This window comes from Lebetimonas sp. JS138 (assembly GCF_000523335.1).
In the GTDB taxonomy this organism is placed as follows: domain Bacteria; phylum Campylobacterota; class Campylobacteria; order Campylobacterales; family Nautiliaceae; genus Lebetimonas.
Genome location: NZ_ATHT01000001.1, coordinates 458,146 through 477,363 on the forward strand (window position 1 = coordinate 458,146; position 19,218 = coordinate 477,363).

Annotated in this window: 23 protein-coding genes and 1 pseudogene; 8 read left to right on the plus strand and 16 right to left on the minus strand. The window is 33.8% G+C overall.

Features of this window, described 5'->3' with window-relative positions:
* Positions 1-86 precede the first annotated feature (86 nt).
* The 5 genes from fmt to pstS are packed head-to-tail and all read right to left on the minus strand — an operon-like array spanning position 87 to position 4,711.
* Positions 87-980 (minus strand): methionyl-tRNA formyltransferase, encoded by an 894-nt coding sequence (gene fmt / locus DZ67_RS0102490; RefSeq protein ID WP_024787113.1) that lies wholly within the window; start codon positions 978-980, stop codon positions 87-89.
* A 51-nt stretch (positions 981-1,031) separates the two neighbouring features.
* Positions 1,032-1,811: a phosphate ABC transporter ATP-binding protein PstB gene (pstB, locus tag DZ67_RS0102495; RefSeq protein ID WP_024787114.1), complete on the minus strand. Its 780-nt coding sequence runs from the start codon at positions 1,809-1,811 to the stop codon at positions 1,032-1,034.
* Positions 1,811-2,620 carry a phosphate ABC transporter permease PstA gene (gene pstA, locus DZ67_RS0102500; RefSeq protein WP_024787115.1) on the minus strand — a complete coding sequence of 270 codons (810 nt, stop codon included), beginning with the start codon at positions 2,618-2,620 and terminating at the stop codon, positions 1,811-1,813. Before pstA ends, pstB begins: the two co-directional genes overlap by 1 nt.
* The gene (gene pstC, locus DZ67_RS0102505) at positions 2,617-3,651 is read right to left on the minus strand and encodes a phosphate ABC transporter permease subunit PstC (protein WP_024787116.1); all 1,035 of its coding nucleotides are present in this window, start codon (positions 3,649-3,651) and stop codon (positions 2,617-2,619) included. The genes pstA and pstC overlap by 4 nt, the downstream gene beginning before the upstream one ends.
* A 58-nt stretch (positions 3,652-3,709) precedes the next feature.
* Positions 3,710-4,711: a phosphate ABC transporter substrate-binding protein PstS gene (pstS, locus tag DZ67_RS0102510; protein WP_024787117.1), complete on the minus strand. Its 1,002-nt coding sequence runs from the start codon at positions 4,709-4,711 to the stop codon at positions 3,710-3,712.
* Between the two features lie 118 nt (positions 4,712-4,829).
* Between pstS and DZ67_RS0102515 the strand changes: the two genes are divergently transcribed.
* The 3 genes from DZ67_RS0102515 to DZ67_RS0102525 are packed head-to-tail and all read left to right on the plus strand — an operon-like array spanning position 4,830 to position 6,810.
* A complete protein-coding gene (locus DZ67_RS0102515; protein WP_024787118.1) occupies positions 4,830-5,390 on the plus strand; it encodes a PhoU domain-containing protein in 561 nt (186 codons plus the stop codon).
* A complete protein-coding gene (locus DZ67_RS0102520; RefSeq protein WP_024787119.1) occupies positions 5,387-6,019 on the plus strand; it encodes a response regulator transcription factor in 633 nt (210 codons plus the stop codon). Before DZ67_RS0102515 ends, DZ67_RS0102520 begins: the two co-directional genes overlap by 4 nt.
* A gap of 20 nt (positions 6,020-6,039) precedes the next feature.
* Positions 6,040-6,810, plus strand: a complete 771-nt coding sequence (locus DZ67_RS0102525; protein ID WP_024790677.1) for a sensor histidine kinase — start codon at positions 6,040-6,042, stop codon at positions 6,808-6,810.
* Here the strand turns inward: DZ67_RS0102525 and DZ67_RS0102530 are convergent.
* Genes DZ67_RS0102530 through DZ67_RS0102555 form a run of 6 tightly spaced genes read right to left on the minus strand, consistent with a single transcriptional unit; the run spans position 6,773 to position 10,464 of the window.
* The gene (locus DZ67_RS0102530) at positions 6,773-6,886 is read right to left on the minus strand and encodes a hypothetical protein (RefSeq protein ID WP_024787121.1); all 114 of its coding nucleotides are present in this window, start codon (positions 6,884-6,886) and stop codon (positions 6,773-6,775) included. The genes DZ67_RS0102525 and DZ67_RS0102530 overlap by 38 nt on opposite strands.
* Complete coding sequence (locus tag DZ67_RS0102535; protein ID WP_024787122.1) at positions 6,879-7,163, minus strand: hypothetical protein; 285 nt, start codon at positions 7,161-7,163, stop codon at positions 6,879-6,881. The genes DZ67_RS0102530 and DZ67_RS0102535 overlap by 8 nt, the downstream gene beginning before the upstream one ends.
* Positions 7,160-9,028, minus strand: a complete 1,869-nt coding sequence (mnmG, locus tag DZ67_RS0102540) for a tRNA uridine-5-carboxymethylaminomethyl(34) synthesis enzyme MnmG (protein ID WP_024787123.1) — start codon at positions 9,026-9,028, stop codon at positions 7,160-7,162. Before mnmG ends, DZ67_RS0102535 begins: the two co-directional genes overlap by 4 nt.
* The gene (locus DZ67_RS0102545) at positions 9,015-9,761 is read right to left on the minus strand and encodes a flagellar biosynthetic protein FliO (RefSeq protein WP_024787124.1); all 747 of its coding nucleotides are present in this window, start codon (positions 9,759-9,761) and stop codon (positions 9,015-9,017) included. Before DZ67_RS0102545 ends, mnmG begins: the two co-directional genes overlap by 14 nt.
* Positions 9,761-10,066, minus strand: coding sequence for a flagellar motor switch protein FliN (gene fliN / locus DZ67_RS0102550; RefSeq protein ID WP_024787125.1), 306 nt, complete (start codon positions 10,064-10,066; stop codon positions 9,761-9,763). The genes DZ67_RS0102545 and fliN overlap by 1 nt, the downstream gene beginning before the upstream one ends.
* Complete coding sequence (locus tag DZ67_RS0102555; protein WP_024787126.1) at positions 10,066-10,464, minus strand: hypothetical protein; 399 nt, start codon at positions 10,462-10,464, stop codon at positions 10,066-10,068. Before DZ67_RS0102555 ends, fliN begins: the two co-directional genes overlap by 1 nt.
* A 43-nt stretch (positions 10,465-10,507) precedes the next feature.
* Here DZ67_RS0102555 and DZ67_RS0102560 point away from each other — a divergent pair, with 43 nt between their 5' ends.
* The 5 genes and pseudogenes from DZ67_RS0102560 to DZ67_RS0102580 all read left to right on the plus strand — a co-directional run bounded on the left by DZ67_RS0102560 (position 10,508) and on the right by DZ67_RS0102580 (position 15,587).
* Complete coding sequence (locus DZ67_RS0102560; RefSeq protein ID WP_024787127.1) at positions 10,508-11,239, plus strand: sulfite exporter TauE/SafE family protein; 732 nt, start codon at positions 10,508-10,510, stop codon at positions 11,237-11,239.
* A gap of 8 nt (positions 11,240-11,247) precedes the next feature.
* Complete coding sequence (locus DZ67_RS0102565) at positions 11,248-11,703, plus strand: hypothetical protein (RefSeq protein WP_024787128.1); 456 nt, start codon at positions 11,248-11,250, stop codon at positions 11,701-11,703.
* Between the two features lie 162 nt (positions 11,704-11,865).
* Positions 11,866-14,641 (plus strand): annotated as a pseudogene (gene uvrA, locus DZ67_RS09700) (excinuclease ABC subunit UvrA).
* Between the two features lie 66 nt (positions 14,642-14,707).
* Positions 14,708-14,983: a DUF134 domain-containing protein gene (locus tag DZ67_RS0102575; RefSeq protein ID WP_024787129.1), complete on the plus strand. Its 276-nt coding sequence runs from the start codon at positions 14,708-14,710 to the stop codon at positions 14,981-14,983.
* Between the two features lie 10 nt (positions 14,984-14,993).
* On the plus strand, positions 14,994-15,587 hold the full coding sequence (locus DZ67_RS0102580; RefSeq protein WP_024787130.1) for a NifB/NifX family molybdenum-iron cluster-binding protein: 594 nt from the start codon (positions 14,994-14,996) through the stop codon (positions 15,585-15,587).
* Between the two features lie 10 nt (positions 15,588-15,597).
* On the opposite strand, the gene DZ67_RS10200 is transcribed toward DZ67_RS0102580, so the two are convergent.
* From DZ67_RS10200 to DZ67_RS0102605, 5 genes are all read right to left on the minus strand, one after another.
* Positions 15,598-15,909 (minus strand): YfaZ family outer membrane protein, encoded by a 312-nt coding sequence (locus DZ67_RS10200; RefSeq protein ID WP_051428458.1) that lies wholly within the window; start codon positions 15,907-15,909, stop codon positions 15,598-15,600.
* 228 nt (positions 15,910-16,137) lie between these two features.
* The gene (accA, locus tag DZ67_RS0102590; protein WP_024787131.1) at positions 16,138-17,040 is read right to left on the minus strand and encodes an acetyl-CoA carboxylase carboxyl transferase subunit alpha; all 903 of its coding nucleotides are present in this window, start codon (positions 17,038-17,040) and stop codon (positions 16,138-16,140) included.
* A gap of 17 nt (positions 17,041-17,057) precedes the next feature.
* Positions 17,058-18,275: a beta-ketoacyl-ACP synthase II gene (locus DZ67_RS0102595; protein WP_024787132.1), complete on the minus strand. Its 1,218-nt coding sequence runs from the start codon at positions 18,273-18,275 to the stop codon at positions 17,058-17,060.
* Positions 18,276-18,351: 76 nt separating this feature from the next.
* Complete coding sequence (acpP, locus tag DZ67_RS0102600) at positions 18,352-18,588, minus strand: acyl carrier protein (RefSeq protein WP_024787133.1); 237 nt, start codon at positions 18,586-18,588, stop codon at positions 18,352-18,354.
* A gap of 363 nt (positions 18,589-18,951) precedes the next feature.
* Positions 18,952-19,206, minus strand: coding sequence for an RNA recognition motif domain-containing protein (locus tag DZ67_RS0102605; protein ID WP_024787134.1), 255 nt, complete (start codon positions 19,204-19,206; stop codon positions 18,952-18,954).
* Positions 19,207-19,218: the final 12 nt, after the last annotated feature.

The window sequence follows — 19,218 nt, forward strand, 5'->3', positions numbered from 1 at the left end:
TTCACTTTCCACTTCTCTCTTGGTTTCTTGGCAACTTGTTTACTCACCACCCCGCCGCTTTACAAGCGGCCGGGCAAGCTCACAACTCACAACTCACTTAACATATTGTCTCCTATTTTAAGTCTTTTTCCATTGATATAATCAACCGCTTTTACTTCTTTTTTACCGGGAACCTGAATTTTAATAAGTTTAATTTTACCCCTTTTACATCCGACAACAACGCCTTTATTATCAATCTTAATTATTTTGCCTTTTTCATTTTCTGAATCAATATCAATAAGTTTCATTTCATTTATTTTAAACTTTTCACAAAATATCCCGGGCCAGGGCTGGAATGCCCTGTATTTTCTGTCTATAATAAGGGCTGAGCTGAAATCAACAAAACCGTCTTCTTTTTTTATTTTAGGAGAATAAGAGCTCAATGCATCTATTTGAGGGAGCGGTTTTATATTATTAAAATTTTTAATAGTGTAAATAATTTGATTTGCTGCAATATCCGCCAGTTCATCAAACAAATCTATACTTGATTTATTTTTAACTTCTGTATAATCCCATGCCAGTATATTGCCGGTGTCAAGCCCTTCATCCATAAGCATTGAAGTAACACCCGTATATTTATCCCCGTTTAATACAGCACTTTGAATAGGACTCGCACCCCTGTATTTTGGAAGTAAAGATGCATGCAGATTAATACATGGGGCAATTTCCAAAACATCTTTTTTTAATATTATACCGTAAGCAGCCACCACAATAAAATCGGGCTTAAAATTTTTTAAATCATGAGCATTAAGTTTTGTTGGTGTAAAAACCGGTATACTATGTTTTAGGGCATATTTTTTAACAGGCGTCGGAGTTAATATTTTTTTTCTGCCGACAGGTTTGTCAGGCTGGGTATAAACCGCCAAGACATCAAAATATTTGTTTAAATTATCAAGTATTTTTACCGCATAATCGGGGCTTCCCATAAAAACAATATTCATTTAAAACCTTTTTTAACATTATACTAATTATTGCCGGTTAATCTATAAATCTTATCCGAATTTTCCTGCAATATAATCGGCTGTATGTTTTTGTTTAGGTGAAAGGAATATCTGCTCGGTAGTTCCAAATTCAATAAGTTCGCCCAAATACATATAAGCGGTATAATCACTGACCCTGCTTGCTTGCTGCATATTATGAGTCACTATTACAATAGTTACAGTATCTTTAAGTTTTGTTACAAGTTCTTCAATAGCTACAGTAGAAATCGGATCGAGCGCACTTGTAGGCTCATCCATCAATAAAACCTCTGGTTCAACTGCAATAGCCCTTGCAATGCAGAGTCTTTGCTGCTGACCTCCGCTGAGGCCCCTTGCATCATCTTTTAATCTGTCTTTTACTTCCTCCCATAAAGCGGCGCCTTTTAAGGCCTCTTCCACTTTTTCATCAAGGTTTTGTTTTTTACCCATAAGTTTAAGACCGTAAGCAATATTATCATAAACACTCATCGGAAAAGGAGTGGGTTTTTGAAAAATCATACCTACTCTTTGACGAAGAGCTATAAGTTCATTTTCTTTTTTAAATTCTAAAATATTTTCCATTTTATTAGTTTCTTTGTTTTTAAGTAAAATTTCACCTTCATATTTATTACCCGGATATAAATCGTGAATTCTGTTAAAACTTCTTAAAAGGGTGGATTTTCCGCATCCGCTAGGCCCAATCATAGCCGTTATTTTTTTTTCATAAATTGGCATATTTATATTTTTAAGGGTCTGTTTTTCCGCCCCGGCGTAAGTAAAATAAAAATTTTTGACATCCATTACTTTTATCATTATTTTTTCCTTTCTCTGATAACATATCTTCCAAGCAGATTAACAATTAAAACAAAAATGGTAAGTAAAAAAGCGCCCGCCCAAGCAATATCCACCAAATGTTTATCCGGCATTGTTGCAAGATTGTAAATAGCAACAGTCAGACTTGGAAACTCCTCATTTAAATTAAGTGTAAAATAAGCACTGTTTCCGCTTGTAAAAAGTAGTGGCGCAGTTTCCCCGGCAATCCTTGCAAATGCAAGTAAAAGTCCTGTCATTATACCAATTTTTGCAGCTTTTATTACTATATCAAAAATCACCTTATATTTCGGTGCACCTATTGCCACTCCGGCTTCCCTTAGCTCTTTTGGAACGAGCCCCAGCATATCATCGGTTGTTCTTACAACAATAGGAAGCATCATAATGGCAAGGGCAATTGCACCAGCCCATCCGTTCATATGACCCATGGGATTTACAACGATTGCATAAACAAATACGCCTATAACAATGGAAGGCGCACTCATCATAACATCACTTAAATTTCTTATAAACTGGGCATATTTATTCCCAAAAGAATACTCCTGCAGATAAATTCCAGCTAACATTCCGATAGGAACTCCGATTATTACAGCAATAAAAGCTAAAATAAACTGCCCGATAAAAAGATTTCTAAGACCGTTATCAACCAAATCGTGAGTAAAAATATACAAATCAAGCGATTTGACACCTTTAATTGTCAATGTAATTAATATCCAAAATAAAAAAACAAGCCCTAAAATTGCAGCAAGAGTTGAAAGCAAAAGAATTAATTTATTAATTATAAGTCTCATTTATTTTTCCTTAAAAAATAAAATTTTGCTGTTACTATCACTATAAAAGATACAACAAATAAAACAAGTGATAAATAAAAAAGAGCCGCCAGACTCATACCGCTGCTTTCTGAAAAAGAGTTTGCCAAAACCACAGGGATGGAAACCGTCGGGTCGGTAAGTTTTTTAGGATAGTTAAATACTCCCCCTATTACAAACGCAACAGCCATTGTCTCACCAAGAGCCCTTCCTAGGGCTAAAATAATACTTCCTATTATTCCGCTTTTTGCATAAGGAAAAATCACATCTTTAATTACTTCAAATTTTGTAGCCCCCAGAGCATAAGCGGATTCTTTCAATACATCGGGAGTTGTATTCATACTGTCACGCGTTAAAGAAGCCATAAATGGAATTATCATAACGCCAAGCACCAGTCCGGCCACCAGTAAATTGACGCTCGGACCTCCGAAAATATGTGAAATAAAAGGACCAAAATAAAAAAGACCCCACATACCGTAAATAATACTCGGTATTGCAGCAAGAAGTTCTATTGCTATTCCAACCGGTTTGGCAAGCATCGGCATAGCAATCTCGCTTAAAAATATAGCAATACCCATTGCAACAGGAACCGCAAAAAGCATAGCTATAATAGTTGATAGAATAGTTCCTACAATAGGTATCAATCCGCCGTAAATTTCTTTTGTTTTATAATTTTGGCTATTTTCTCCTCCGCCTGATATTGCACTGTCAACATCATCCCCGCCAAGACCGAGAGACGCATCAACATTATCGGAATCGGACATATTGTCTGAATTGTCTTGATTATTTCCCACAGATACAGAAGCATTGGAATTAGTACTGTTTTGAACAGTTGCACTGTTTTTTACAGGTATTTGAATAGTTACACCCCATCTCGGATCAACCAGAAAATGCAGTCCGTATTCTTTAATGGCGGGTTTTGCATAAATAAACAAAACAATAAAAATAGCTGAAAGGATTAATAAAATAACCGTGGCGCTTATTGAAGTTAATTTTCTGAAAAGAAATTCCATATATGGCCTTTTTAACTAAAATTATAGAAAAAAATAAAAAGGATTTAAAGTCCTTTTTTTATTTTTCCGGAGAAATTCCTTTTTCAGCCCAGTATTTTTTAACCAACGCTTTTACACTGCTTGGAAGCGGAATATATCCAAGTTTAGAAGCAACTTCGTCATGGTCGTATGCATAAGAGAAAAATGATGTAACCCTTTTAGCTGTTTTTGGATTATCATAATGAACTAAATCAAATGTAGGGGCTAAAATCGGATAACCTTTTTTAGGATAAGCAATCAATTTAAAAAAATCATTTTTAGGTGAAAATCCTCCGTAAGCCGCACCTTTTGCAAAATTTGCCGGAGTTGCCGCATAAAATGCCCCGTCTTTTCCCTGAACTTCTGCCAAATTTAACCCGTTTTTAACAGCATCCGCATAATCAACATAACCTATTGAATATGGATTTGTTTTAATAGCAGTACTTACACCGAAGTTTCCTTTTCCTGCGACACCTCTGCCCTGTGCGTCGGTAGGCCAGTTAACTGCTTTATGAACACCGAAATGATGAAACCAGGTTGTGCTTAATTTACTTAGATAATATGTAAAGTTAAAAGTTGTTCCTGATTTGTCGCTTCTGTGAACAAAAATAATTTTTTTATGAGGCAGTTTTTCATTCGGATTGTATTTTACTATCCAAGGGTTGTCCCAGTATTGAATGCTTCCAAGGGCTATACCCTCTATTGCAATTTCGCTTAGTTTTAAACTGTGAACACCAGGAATATTGTATGCAAGTGTAATTCCCCCTATTACAGTAGGAAACTGTGCCAAATGATATTTTCTCAATGTCCTGGGAGTCAAAGGTTTGTCTGTTCCGCCGAAATCGACATGTCTTGCCTCTATTTCTTTAATACCGGTCCCGCTTCCTGTTGCTGTATAGTTTACCCTGTTTGAAGTTTCAGAATAAAAACCTTTTATCCACGCTTTGTTTACCGGATATTGAAATGAAGATCCAGTACCGTTAATTGTCCATGCAAATGCGCTTGCACCAAGTAATGCTCCAAAAGCCAATTTTTTTAACATTCTCTCTCCTTAATTTTTTTGTCTTGAAATTATAAAAAAATAAAATAACATTTTGATAACAAAATTTTTTTTTACATTATTATATAATTATACATAAATATATAACAAAGGATTTAAAATGCTTTCAAAATTTGAAAAAGAACTAAATAAAATAGAAAAATTATTTGAAAAAACAGTTGAAATTTTAAGCACCACACTTAAAGAAAAAGAGATAAAAGATGATTTTTTCCTTATTGACCTGAAAGACCTTGATGACGAAGTTATAAAATTCATTGCCCTTCTCCATCCGCAGGGTGAATTTTTACGAGAAGCGATAGCAATACTTAAAATCACCCCTTTTTTAAACAAAATAAAACGCTCAATCAAATATTTTATTAAAAAATACGATTTTAAAAACGAAAAAATTGACGCACTTCACCAAAGTGCCATAACATCGCTTGAAACGCTTAAACTTGCCATAAAGGGGGATACTATTGAAGATGCATATTCAACAATTATTTCCCAGGAAAAAATTGCCGATGAAATATACAAAGAACTGTTTAAAGAGATAAAATCAAAAGAAAATATAGATGAAATTTTAAAAATTATGAATGTTGCAAAAAGACTTGAAAGAATTACAGACAGCGTAAAAACAATTACAAAATATCTGCTTTTTGCAAAAGAAGGAATGGATTTTTGATAAAAATTGCCCTAATAGAAGATGAAGAGGATTTACTTGATTTACTGGAATTTAATTTAATAAAAGCTGGATTTGATGCAGTAGGATTTTTAAATACAAAAAAAGTAAGAGATTTTATTATAGAGGAAAATCCTGACCTTTTAATAGTGGACAGAAATTTGCCGGATATTGAAGGAAGCGAATTTGTTAAAAATTTAAAAGACGAGGGTTTCAATATTCCCGTTATTTTTTTAACCGCAAAAACAGCTGAAGAAGATGTATTGGAGGGCTTTGAAAAGGGTGCGGATGACTATATTAAAAAACCGTTTTCCATAAAAGAACTGATTGCAAGAATTAAAGCCGTTTTAAAAAGACACAATAAAAAGAGCAATTTCTTATCATATAAAAATTACAAACTTGATTTAATAAATAAAAATTTACTGATAGATAATGAAACAGTCGATTTAACAAAATCAGAATTTAAACTGTTAAAAATATTTTTTGAAAATCCAAAAAGAGTAATTTCCAAAGATGAAATAGCTGAACTTTTAGAAATAAATGAAAAAAGCGTAAATGTCTCCATTAACAGATTAAACCATAAAATTGATTTAATAGAGTCAAAAAGAGGAATCGGATACACATTAAAATAATATAAAATGGATAATGTATAATGAGAAATTTAAAAGTAAAAATTAAAAAATTTGTTTGTAAAAACGAAAAAAAAGAGATAGAAAAATTAAAAAAACAGCTTAAAAAAATAAAACTCGAAAATAAAAAACTAAAAATTCAAAATGAATTTAAAGACGATATCATTTCAGCAATTTCCCATGAATTTAAAAATCCCATATCAATAATCAACGGTTATATCGAAACTATCTTAAATAACAGACTTGATGTAAACACAAATCAAAAATTTCTCGAAAAAATACATAAAAACTCACTAAGACTTACAAATTTAATAGACAGGTTATATTTAGTTACAAAAATAGAAAATCAGAAATTAAAACCAAATTTTAAAGAAGTAAAATTAGACAATTCAATAAAAGAGCTGATAAAATCGTTTGATGAAGAAAGGCTGGTTTTAAATTTAAAGCCTGTAATAATAAAAGCAGATAAAAATCTGATAGATATCGCCGTTTCAAACCTTATTTCAAACGCCCTGAAATATTCAAAAGAGAAAGTTATTATAGATTTAAATGAAAATTTTTTAGAAATAACAGACAAAGGAGTAGGCATAGAAAAAGACAAAATAGATTTAATAACACAGAAATTTTACAGAATTGCAAAAAACGACTGGGATAATTCCCTGGGGCTGGGGCTTTATATAACAAAAAAAATTCTTGATATGCATAATTTTAAATTAAAAATCCAAAGCGAAAAGAAAAAAGGAAGTAAATTTTCTATTATTTTGAAAGAAGATAGGGAACACCGATTACAATAGATGTTAAAACCAAAAGCGCTATAAAAATACCTATCATAAAAAGCCAGAAATTAAACGGTTTTTCTTTATTATTCATTGCAAAACTCCTTAACATTTTTAAAATTTGCCTTAATTACAGTTTTATCCTCAGGCGTGCACAAATATATATTATCATCTGCGCCGCAGACATTTAAAATATCAATAACAGCATCTATATTCATAGCTTTAAAATTATATTTTTCTTTTAAATATGCTATTGCTTCAATATCATTTACCCCGAATACAAATTCATCCAAATTATTAGCTATTAAAGCGGCTTTATCAATTCTTTCAAATTTTTTTCCATCTGCCGTATAAACATAAATATAATTCATTTTCTTTTCCTCATATTAATATACATATGTATTATATCGATAGCGGCGGGAGTAACTCCGCTTATTTCACTTGCCTGAAAAAGAGTAACGGGTCTGTGTTTTTCAAGTTTTTCAACTATTTCGCGACTGAGTCCCGGAATCCCTCTGTATTCAAAATCTTCCGGAATTTTAACTTTTAGCATTTCTTTCATTTTATCAATCTGTGCTTTTTGCCTTTGGATATAATGATGATATCTTGCCTGAATCAAAATCTGCTCGAGTGCGTCATCACTTAAAGATGAGAACTCAGGAAACATTTTAAGAAGTTTCTCTTTTGTAAACGTATGTCTTGCGACTATTTTTCTTATTTCCATTTTGTTTTGTATTTTCTCTTCTCCAAGTTCTTCAAGTTTTGTATTTATTCCTTTGTTTGGAGTTACGAATGTTTCATTTAATATTTTTAGGCCTTTTTTTATTTCTTCTCTTAGTTTTAATACTTTCTCATATGTTTTTTCATTAAGTAGACCAAGCTTATATCCATAATCTGCAAGTCTTAACATTGCATTGTCTTCTCTTAATAAGAGTCTGTATTCACTCCTGCTTGTAAACATTCTGTAAGGTTCATTTGTTCCTTTTGTAACCAAATCGTCTATCAATACGCCTATATATGCCTCATCTCTTCTGAAAATTATCGGTTCTTTCCCTTCAACTTTAAGCACAGCGTTAATTCCGGCCATTATTCCCTGCGCCGCCGCCTCTTCATAACCGGTGGTTCCGTTAATCTGCCCGGCAAAAAACAGTCCTTCAATCTCTTTTGTTTCCAAAGAATGTTTAAGGTTTGTAGGTTGAATAAAGTCATACTCTATGGCATAGCCGTATCTTACTATTTTTGCATTTTCAAGTCCCAAAATTGAATGGATAAACGCATCCTGCACATCCATAGGAAGAGAAGTTGAAAGACCGTTTAAATAATATTCGGTTGCCTCTCTTGTCTGAGGCTCTATAAATACATGGTGTCGTTCTTTATCCGGAAATTTATTCAGTTTATCCTCAATACTGGGGCAATACCTTGGCCCTATTCCTTCAATCTGGCCGGTAAAAAGAGGGGCTCTATAGAAGTTGCTTTTAATAATATCGTGTGTTGTTTCATTTGTATATGTTATGTAACATGGGAGCTGCTCGGGATTAAATGTTTTTTTGTCTGTTCTGAATGAAAACGGTTTTGGATTTTTATCGCCTTCTTGCAGTTCCATTTTAGAAAAATCGATACTTCTTGCATCAATTCTTGCAGTAGTCCCTGTTTTTAACCTTTCCAGTTTAAAACCCAGATTTTCAAGTGATTTTGATATTTTTTTTGCAGGAAGTTCGTGAAATCTGCCCCCTTCGAGTTTTACAGGGCCGAAATGCATTATCCCCCTCATAAAAGTTCCCGTGGTTAGAATCAGTGTTTTTGTCTTATAAACATTTAATAAATTTGTTTTAACACCTGCGACTTTCCCGTTTTTTACTATTATTTCATCCACAATTTCCTGGGCTATTTCAAGATTGGGTGTATTAAGTAGGGCGGTTCTCATCCATATTCTGTATCTGTCCATATCAATCTGGGCTCTGCTTCCCCTGACAGCGGGGCCTCTGTTTTCATTTAAAATTCTAAACTGAATTCCTGCATTGTCGGTGGCAAGAGGCATAAGCCCTCCAAGTGCGTCTATTTCTTTAACAAGATGCCCTTTTGCAAGTCCTCCTATTGCCGGATTACAGCTTGGAGCTCCAATCTGCTCTACAAGCATACTTAAAAGAAGGGTCCTTTTACCCATTTTCGCTGCAGCTGCGGCAGCTTCTATTCCCGCATGCCCTCCGCCGACAACTATACAATCAAATTGTTTCATCTAACTCCTTTATATTGTCTGCATTTTTTATATATTTTTCTATATCATTAATTTTATTATTTAGTTTTAACATTTCATCAAATTCAGCTTCATTTTTCGGGGCTTTGAAATTTTTCTCAAAAACATCCAAAAGTATATTGGTGTTTCCGATAAGCATCAAATATTTTTTATTTTGATATTCAAACAAAACAACTTTGTTTTTGGCATCAATAAATTTTTGTGAAAGAACTTTCATATCATTTTTTAAAGCCGGTAATTTTGACGAAAACCCTCTTTTTTTTAAATAAAGCAGGATTATAGCCAAAATTATTAAAATTGTAACTACAACAATATACCTCGTAAAAGAAAAATTTTCTTTTGGCATCGTGGGCAGATTTGTCTGGAGAGGTTTTAAAGACTGGATTCTAAACCTTATTCCGTAACCGTCCGGCGTAAGCGCCACATTTACATTATACTTATTTTTTGAAGCTATTTCCACTTCAACAGAATTTTTTACCGGAGTTATAATAACGGATTTTACAAAAAAATTATTAAAATTTTTTTCTACTGCATTATCGGTTTTTATATTTTTTATTAAAAATCTGTTTTGTGCAAGTTTTATAATTTTGCCGTCGAATTTGGAATCGAGAGAAAAAAGAATATCCAGCATGTTTTTGTTTTCAAAAAAATTAACGTCAATCAGATTTGCCCCGTAAATTAAACACGCCAAAAATAAAATAATTATTTTCTTCACTATTTTTCCTTTGTCAGATAATATACCAAAGAATTCGCATCCAAAACCTCATTTATTCTTATGGCAAGATTTTTTTCATAAACCATCACTTCGCCTTTTCCTATTATCCTGCCGTTTATATAAACTTCGGCGCTTTCCCCTGCAGGTTTGTTTAAATCTATTACACTGCCTTTTTGGAGGTTTAATATTTCCCTTAAACTCATTTCCACCCTTCCCAAATCACTTTCAAACAAAACCTCGGTATCTAATAAATGGCCGTAATCCGGAATTAATTCATAAATTCTCTCTTCATTTGGATTTTGCATTATTTTTCCTTAAACAGAATATAAAAACATACCGTTTTGTATTTAAACGCCAACACATCGTCATATTCAATATTTTTATTAAATTTTCCTAAAAACTCAGGGGTGGATATATTAAAATTTATTTTTTTCTTTTGGGCAATAATTTTGGCATTTCCCACTATCAGATTTGCAATTTCATTAGTTAAATCTTTCGGATCGTAGTTTTTATCTCCGAACCAGTATAAAGAAACCATATCAAGCTTTTCGGCAGGCACAACTATATAAATATCGGCTTTTTTATACCCGTCAATTTCTATTTTACTGACAAATCCGTTTATTTTCTCTCCGCCACATTCATCAAATTCAGTGTTTAGCGAATTTAAATAGTTTTTTACGGCTTCTTTTATAATTTCAATCATATCTTTCCCTTTTGGATATAATTTTATCAAAAAAAGGCTGATTTTGATAAGTGCTATCCTAATAGGAATATTTACAGGCTTTGCAAGCGGATTTTTTGGAATTGGTGGAGGGACTATTTTGGTGCCCGCTCTTTTATTTTTGGGATTTGAATTAAAAGAAGCAATAGGAATCAGTGTTATACAGATGATGATGAGCTCTATTTTTGGAAGCTATCTTAATTACAAAAAAGGCCTTCTTAAAATAAAAAACGGTATCTCCCTTGGATTAGGAGGTGCACTCGGGGCAATGCTCAGCGGTATTATAGTAAAATATACGCCCAAAGAAATTTTGGGTATAATTTTTTTGACGCTTGTTTTTATTGCGATAATCAGGTTTTTTATAACCGTCGAAGAGCCTCAGCACGAGCCTCCGATAGACAATAAAAAACTTTTTTTTATCGGAATATTTGTTGGAACGATAGCAATAAGCGTAGGGGTGGGAGGGGCTATTTTAATAACCCCGATACTTGTAGGTTTTTTAAAATACAAATTAAAAACAACAGTAAGTCTTAGTCTCTTTTTTGTGGTATTTTCTTCCGTTTCGGGATTTATTTCACAGTCCCTTGCCGGCCATATTGATTATAAAGTCGGATTTTCAATAGGTATTGCAAGCTTAATCGGTACTTTTTTTGGTATAAAATCATATCACAAACTTCATCCCAAACATCATAAAAAATTACTCTTAATCTGGTATATAGGGGTATTTGTTTCTATGATATACAAACTTTATTTTTAAGGATTTTAATGGATATTAAATTAGTAGCGGAAATTATAGTTTTTTTACTTATTGTTTTTAGAATTTATATTTTGGAAAGCTTTAAAATAAAAAGTGCATCCGACAAACTTTTTGCACTTTATTATCTAAAAAACCATAATCCTGTTTTGGGATATATAATTATTTTTTATATATTTGAAATTATAATTATAGAAATGGCATTGTTGCACAAAATAGACATTGCGTTAATCATACTTGCAACATTGGAAACTTTTATGATATACAGGCATATATTTATTTCGCTCAAAACAGACGATAAGGATGATTATCTCGACACGGTGATAAAAAGAATGTTTTCTACACTTACATATTCTGAATATATTGAAATAAAAGACCAGCTTTATAAAACACAGCCGAAATGGAAACTGTATGCCACTGAAATGTTTGTATTTTTATTTGCCGTATGGAGCATTGAAATAGGATAATTTTAAATTATGAGTTATGAATTATGAGTTATGAGTTTTGAGTTATGAGATGAGTAATTTATAAATTTTAATAATTCATAATTCACTACTCACTACCCTGCCGCTTTTCAAGCGGCCGGGCGGGCTCACAATTCACTACTCACCATATTTTAAAGGAGATTAATGGATAAAATAAAAGTTATAGGTGCCAGGGAAAACAATTTAAAAAATATAAATTTAGAAATACCTAAAAACAAGCTCATTGTTTTTACAGGTCTTTCCGGAAGCGGAAAATCAACTCTTGCATTTGACACTCTCTATGCCGAGGGCCAAAGAAGATATATTGAGAGTTTAAGCTCTTATGCAAGACAGTTTTTGGAACAGGCCGGAAAACCGGATGTGGATAAAATAGAAGGGCTCACCCCGGCTATTGCAATAGACCAGAAGACAACCTCAAAAAACCCGCGCTCAACCGTGGGAACTGTTACGGAAATTTATGATTATCTGAGACTTTTATATGCAAGAATAGGGATTCAGCACTGTCATATATGCGGTAAAAAAATAACTAAAATGACTCCCCAGGACATCATTAACGAAATTTTAAAACTGCCAAAAGGGGCAAAACTTATAATTTATGCCCCAATAATTAAAGAAAAATTAAGGCATGATGGAATAATCAGGGCTTATATAGACGGAGTTCTCATCAGGCTTGATGAGGAAGTTGAACTTAAAACATACAATCAAAGCGGTAATTGACAGGGTTATCATAAAAGAAGAAAACAAAGCAAGAATAGCCGAAGCTGTTGAAAAAGCGCTGAATAAAAGTTTCGGGGAAGTCGAAATAGAAATACTTAACGCCAAAGAATTAGGAATGGAAAAAGATTTTATTCATTACAGCGAACATAAGGCATGTTTTAAATGTAAAGTCAGTTTTGAAGAGCTTGAGCCTACTTCTTTTTCTTTCAATTCCCCCAAAGGTGCATGCCCGAAATGCGACGGACTTGGGGTTGTTTATTCACTCGATATTGAAAAAGTAATAAAAGATAGACCTTTAAATAAAGGTGCAATTCCTCTAATATGGGGTTTTAATAAAAAATATTACCAGGAGTTTTTTAAAGCATTTTGCAAAGAAGTGGGAATAGATATGAATAAAAGTTTTTACGAACTTGACGAGCTTCAAAAAAAACTGATTTTAAACGGCACCGCTTATGACATTACATTTATTTACGCAAAACACACCATTTCCAAACCATGGCCCGGACTCAGACAAATAGCGCTCGATACCTACAAAGACGATATAAGCGAAATAATGAGCGAAAGCACCTGTCCGGTATGCCTTGGATATAGACTTAAACCGGAAAGCCTGGCGGTAAAAGTAGCCGGAAAAACAATTGCTGAGATTATTTCTATGCCGATAGAGGAAGCATATAAATTTTTCAGCAATAAAAAAAATTTTGAATATTTATCCGACAAAGATAAAAAAATATCCGAACCTATTTTAAAAGAGATAAAAGAAAGACTCTTTTTTTTAGTGGATGTGGGGCTTGGATATTTAACACTGAGCAGGGATGCAAGAACAATAAGCGGTGGCGAAAGCCAGAGAATCAGAATCGCCAGCCAGATAGGAAGCGGACTGACCGGGGTGCTGTATGTATTGGATGAACCGAGCATCGGCCTTCACGAAAGAGATACTTTAAAACTTATCAATACACTGAAAAATTTAAGAGACAGGGGAAACACCGTTATTGTGGTAGAGCATGACAGGGAAACAATTTTAAATGCGGATTTCATCGTAGATATAGGTCCAAATGCAGGAAAAAACGGAGGAGAAGTTATTTTTGCGGGAAATGCGGACAAACTTATAAAAACCAATACATTAACAGCACAGTATTTAAGATATGAAAAAGATATAAATTATCAAAAAAACCGCCCCCAAAATGAATGGCTAAAAATTAAAAATGTCAATATACACAATATTAAAAATTTAAACACTAAAATTCCTTTAAGGAACCTTGTATGTGTTACAGGTGTAAGCGGCAGCGGGAAAAGTTCTCTTATACTTCAGACACTTCTTCCTGTGGCAAAAGAAATATTAAATCATGCAAAAAAGATACAAAAAGTAAAAGGAGTGGAAATAAAAGGCCTCGAACAGCTTGATAAAGTCATATATCTTGACCAAAGCCCGATAGGCAGAACACCAAGAAGCAATCCAGCAACTTATACGGGTGTTTTTGATGATATAAGGGCACTTTTTTCCTTAACTCCCGAAGCCAAGCTACGCGGTTACACTCCGGGCAGATTCAGTTTCAATGTAAAAGGAGGGAGATGTGAAGTTTGTAAAGGTGAGGGACAGATAAAAATAGAAATGCATTTTTTACCCGATATAATGGTAACCTGTGAAGCATGCAAAGGCAAAAGATACAACGATCAGACACTTGAAATTAAATACAGGGAGAAATCCATTGCGGATATACTTGAAATGAGTGTGGATGAGGCTTATGAATTTTTTGAAAAAATTCCTAAAATCAAACAAAAACTAAAGACTCTCAAAGATGTGGGGCTTGGATATATAACCCTTGGACAAAACGCCACAACACTAAGCGGCGGAGAAGCCCAGAGAATAAAACTGGCAAAAGAATTAAGCAGAAGAGATACCGGAAACACCCTTTATATTCTGGATGAACCCACAACCGGTTTACATTTTGCGGATATAGATAATTTAATGAAAGTTTTATCACACTTGGTAGATTTAGGAAACAGTGTCATTGTAATCGAGCATAATCTTGATTTTATAAAAAACGCCGATTATATAATAGATATGGGACCTGAGGGGGGAAGCAAAGGAGGAAAAGTAATAGCAGCCGGAACAATAAAAGAAATAATAGAAAAATATCAGGATGTCAGTTATACGGCTAAATATTTAGCTAAAGAATTAAAAAGAATTAACAAATCTAAATAATTTTTCTTGACATATGTTCAAAAAAGTATTATAATTGTATTGAACATATGTTCTAAAGGATTTAAATTGCCTAAAAAAATCAGAAGAAGAATAAGAGGTAAATTTCATCATAACTGTTTTAAACCCTGCGGAATGCCGGGACATAATTTGGAATATATTAATTTATCCAGAGATGAAATTGAAGCCATCAGACTTGCCGATTATAATGAAATGTATCAAGAAGATGCGGCAAAAGAGATGGAAATTTCCAGACCGACATTCAGCAGAATTTTAAACAATGCAAGAAAAAAAATAGCTTCTGCCTTACTTGAAGGCAAAGCAATAGAAATAGAAAACTTTTAAGGAGTGAAAAATGAAAATAGCATTTCCAACAAACAATAAAGAAACTATAGCAAGTCATATTGGACTTTGTAAAGGTTTCTTGATTGTAGATACAAAAATAGGAGAAAGAACTTATATTGAAAACCCTGTTATGAAAACAATTCAAGAAGAACATATTGATTTAAAAGGAACAAAAGAACATCAAAGAGGCCTTGGTACAGGCAGGCTCATACCTCCACTATTGGCAGAAGCCGGAGTCAATGTTCTGGTATCACATGAATTTGGTGAAGGTATGGGAGTAAATCTTGAACGAGAGGGAATTATTCCTTATGAAACTGATGAAAAAAATATCGAAAACGCATTAAATCAAATTAAGGAGGAAGATATGAGAGAATTTGAAAGAGGATATGGAAGAGGTTTCGGATATGGAAGAGGTTTCGGATACGGCAGAGGATACGGTTACGGAAGAGGTTTTGGAAACAGAGCATTTGATGAAAGAGATGAGCAAAGAGGATACGGATACGGAAGAGGGGCCGGATTTGGACGTGGTTACGGATGCAGAGGCAGAGAATTGGGCCGTGGCTACGGAAGGGGGTTCGGTTTTAGAAGAAGATGGGAGGATTAATTCCATCTTCTTAAAAATTGTAACCTATTCCTCCATAAATAGAGTTGTTATAATTCTGATTAAAACTTATATCTCTATAACCAAGAAAAATTTGGGCATTATCTATTGGAAAATATCCGATTTGCGCATCTATTCTGCTAAATCTGTCGGCTTCGTCAAAACTTAATATTTTTGGAGCGTATTCACCTTCTGCTTTTACATATACAGGCAAAGAAACATTGGGTAAATACGTAAAAATTCCTATTCCCACAGGTATTGCGGTATTGCTTTTAGTATGGACTGCATCTATTATTACAGAAAATTTGATATTTTGATATTCCATACCTATTAAATTTCCTTCGGCTTTAACACCTGCCGAAAAAAAATTGTGTTTATTAGAATTATTGTTATATATAAACTGCGCCCTGGCTTTTATATTATTGTCTATTATTCCGCTTTCTGTGCCTATTGCAGCAGTAGAATTGCTTATCTGTAAATTAATATTATTGGCAACCGAAAGTTAAAACACTTAAAATTAATTTTCTCATTTTTTAATCCTTGTTTTTTGTTGTTATTTGGCAGATGTTTCAAAAGAACCGTAGTTTAAATATTTTTCAAATCTTTGTTGTAATAATTCGTCAGTTGAGAGTTCTTTCAAATTTTTTATGTTTTTGAGAAAATATTCCTTTATGTTATCAGCGGTAGTTTTATAATCTCTGTGGGCACCCTCAAGAGGTTCATCAATAATATCATCTACAAGACCTAATTTTTTAAGTTCCTGAGCAGAAATTTTAAGTGCTTTTGTAGCTGTTTCTGCTTTGCTTCCGTCACCCCACAAAATTGCTGCACATCCTTCAGGAGATATTACACTGAAAACTGAATATTTAAGCATTGCAAATTTGTCTGCCACACCTATAGCAAGTGCGCCTCCGCTTCCGCCTTCCCCTATAACAATAGAAACGGTAGGTGTTTTAATTCTGCTGAGTTCAAATAAATTTTTTGCAATTGCTTCGCTTTGTCCTCTTTCTTCTGCCCCTATACCCGGAAATGCCCCTGGGGTATCTATTAAAAAAAGTATAGGTAAATTAAATTTTTCAGCTAATTTTGCGACCCTGAGAGCCTTTCTGTATCCTTCGGGATGGGGCATACCAAAATTTCTTGTTATTTTTTCTTTTGTATTTCTACCTTTTTCTTCTCCTATTACCACACATTCAACATCACTGATTTTACCTATATAACATACAATTGCCGGGTCGTCTCTAAATTCCCTGTCTCCGTGAAGTTCGTATTTTTCATTCATAATAAGATTTATTATATCCTCAGCATGCGGCCTGTCAGGATGACGGGCAAGTTGAAGCTTTTGATATGGAGTTAGGTTTTCTATCTCTTTTTTAAGTTCTTTCTCGAGTGTTTCGGCTGCATGTATATCGCCTTTTATTTTTGAAATATCTATCTGAGATTTAATCTCTTCCAAAATCCAAACTTGCCAAATTATACCTTTTTAAAAATTACAACGCCGTTTGTTCCGCCAAATCCAAAAGAATTGCTCATAGCTACATTAATTTCGCCTTCTCTTGCCACGTTAGGTACGTAATCCAAATCACATTCCGGATCCGGTTCTTCATAATTAACAGTAGGAGGTAAAATGTTTTTTTCCATTGCCATAAGCGTAATAACAGCTTCTATTGTTCCCGCAGCTCCTAAACAATGGCCTGTGGCGCCTTTTGTTGAACTAACCGGAGGACATTTTTCTTTTCCTCCAAACAATGCTTTAATAGCCATTGTTTCGTATAAATCATTATATTTAGTAGAAGTTCCGTGGGCATTGATATAATCTACTTTTGGCTCTCCCGCCATTTCATAAGCCATTTTCATGGCTCTGTATGCACCTTCTCCCCCAGGGGCAGGAGTGGTGATATGATTTGCATCTGCACTTTCCCCTATTCCCATAATTTCTGCATATATTTTAGCGCCTCTTTCAATTGCATCTTCATATTTTTCCAATATTAAACAAGCTCCGCCTTCACCCATTACAAAACCGTCTCTTTGTGCATCAAACGGACGTGATGATTTTTCCGGTTCATCATTTCTTGTTGAAAGCGCTTTCATTGCTGAAAATCCGCCTACCCCGACAGGACATATACAGGCTTCGCCTGCAACAACCATCATTTTATCTGCCATTCCGGCTTTCATTGTTTTAACAGCCTGAGTAATGGCATGGGTTCCCGCCGCACAAGCGGTTACATTTGCGAGATTTGGACCTTTTAATTTATATTCAATGGAAACAAATCCACCAAGCATATTAACAAGTGCACTTGGAATAAAAAACGGGGAAATCCTTCTTGGACCCCTCGTTTCTACAATAACACTCGCTTTTTCAATCACCGGAAGTCCACCTATTCCGCTTGCCGCACTCACACCGAATCTATTCTCATTATAACTTTCAAGCCCGCTGTCGGCCATGGCCTCTTTGGCAGCGGCAAGTCCAAAATGAATAAACCTGTCAGCTTTTTTTACATCTTTCGGATTCATTATGGTTTTAGGATCGAATCCTTTAACTTCCCCTGCAACCTGAGAAGCATAACCGTCAGGGTCAAAATGCGTAATTCTCCCAACACCTGTTTTTCCGGAAATTATATTATCAAAACTCTCATTTTTGTTTAAACCAACCGAATTTATCATTCCTATACCAGTTACAACTATTCTCATAGACATCCTTTTAAAGTAGTAGGTAATAAATAAAAAATTTATTTATTACTTACCACTCTCAAAAAGAGAGGGGAAATTAAGAGTTTTTAGCTTTTTCTATATAATCAACTACGTCTTGGACAGTCTGGATTTTTTCAGCTTCGCTGTCCGGAATTTCAATTTCGAATTTTTCTTCCAAAGCCATAATCATTTCAACTACGTCTAAGCTGTCAGCACCCAAATCTTCTACGAATCTCGCTTCCGGTTTAACTTCTTCTGGGCTTACATTTAACTGCTCAACTATTACTTCTTTTACTTCATCAAATAATGCCATTATTTCTCCTTTTAATTTTTTAACATTTTACCAAAAATTAACATTCTTTTACAAATTTTTGAAAAATATAAATATAAAAATAATATAACATAGAGAAATAATTATGCCAATCCCCATAAATAATTTTACAATTATTGAACAGTTACTAATTATAAATTACTAATAACTTTTCACGACTCACTATTCACCCATTGCGAAATTGTCAGAATAATTATCAATTTTAATATTATTATGATTGTTAATTTTTCAGAAAATCAAAAACAGATATTAAGCAAATAAAATTTAATCAAAAATAAAAAAAGATTTTACATGCTACCAATATAGTGACAGACACTTTTTCTTTAAGGTATTAAAGAGAAGAAATTATTCTCCTCTTGGAGCTCTTGGTCTAGCTTCGTTTACTCTAAGTCTTCTGCCTTGGAATTCTTTGCCGTCAAGTTCTTCTACAGCTGTGTCGGCTCCGCTTTCCATTTCAACGAATCCAAATCCTTTGCTTCTACCTGTTTCTCTGTCATTAATAATCTTAACTGAAACTACTTCCCCATATTCTGCGAATAAAGGTTTTAAATCTTCTTCAGTTGCTTGATAGTTAATGTTTCCTACGTAAAGTGTTTTCATGTTTCTTTTCCT

Bases quoted from the DNA above. Each gene is read 5' to 3' on its own strand.
- DZ67_RS0102580 (WP_024787130.1), top strand. From the start codon at position 14,994: ATGAAAATAGCATTTCCAACAAACAATAAAGAAACTATAGCAAGTCAT.
- fliN (WP_024787125.1), bottom strand. From the start codon at position 10,066: ATGCAAAATCCAAATGAAGAGAGAATTTATGAATTAATTCCGGATTAC.
- DZ67_RS0102595 (WP_024787132.1), bottom strand. From the start codon at position 18,275: ATGAGAATAGTTGTAACTGGTATAGGAATGATAAATTCGGTTGGTTTA.
- DZ67_RS0102525 (WP_024790677.1), top strand. From the start codon at position 6,040: ATGAGAAATTTAAAAGTAAAAATTAAAAAATTTGTTTGTAAAAACGAA.
- DZ67_RS0102555 (WP_024787126.1), bottom strand. From the start codon at position 10,464: ATGATTGAAATTATAAAAGAAGCCGTAAAAAACTATTTAAATTCGCTA.
- pstS (WP_024787117.1), bottom strand. From the start codon at position 4,711: ATGTTAAAAAAATTGGCTTTTGGAGCATTACTTGGTGCAAGCGCATTT.
- pstA (WP_024787115.1), bottom strand. From the start codon at position 2,620: ATGAGACTTATAATTAATAAATTAATTCTTTTGCTTTCAACTCTTGCT.
- DZ67_RS0102530 (WP_024787121.1), bottom strand. From the start codon at position 6,886: ATGAATAATAAAGAAAAACCGTTTAATTTCTGGCTTTTTATGATAGGT.
- DZ67_RS10200 (WP_051428458.1), bottom strand. From the start codon at position 15,909: ATGGAATATCAAAATATCAAATTTTCTGTAATAATAGATGCAGTCCAT.
- DZ67_RS0102535 (WP_024787122.1), bottom strand. From the start codon at position 7,163: ATGAATTATATTTATGTTTATACGGCAGATGGAAAAAAATTTGAAAGA.
- DZ67_RS0102605 (WP_024787134.1), bottom strand. From the start codon at position 19,206: ATGAAAACACTTTACGTAGGAAACATTAACTATCAAGCAACTGAAGAA.
- fmt (WP_024787113.1), bottom strand. From the start codon at position 980: ATGAATATTGTTTTTATGGGAAGCCCCGATTATGCGGTAAAAATACTT.
- pstC (WP_024787116.1), bottom strand. From the start codon at position 3,651: ATGGAATTTCTTTTCAGAAAATTAACTTCAATAAGCGCCACGGTTATT.
- acpP (WP_024787133.1), bottom strand. From the start codon at position 18,588: ATGGCATTATTTGATGAAGTAAAAGAAGTAATAGTTGAGCAGTTAAAT.
- DZ67_RS0102565 (WP_024787128.1), top strand. From the start codon at position 11,248: ATGGATATTAAATTAGTAGCGGAAATTATAGTTTTTTTACTTATTGTT.
- mnmG (WP_024787123.1), bottom strand. From the start codon at position 9,028: ATGAAACAATTTGATTGTATAGTTGTCGGCGGAGGGCATGCGGGAATA.
- DZ67_RS0102515 (WP_024787118.1), top strand. From the start codon at position 4,830: ATGCTTTCAAAATTTGAAAAAGAACTAAATAAAATAGAAAAATTATTT.
- pstB (WP_024787114.1), bottom strand. From the start codon at position 1,811: ATGATAAAAGTAATGGATGTCAAAAATTTTTATTTTACTTACGCCGGG.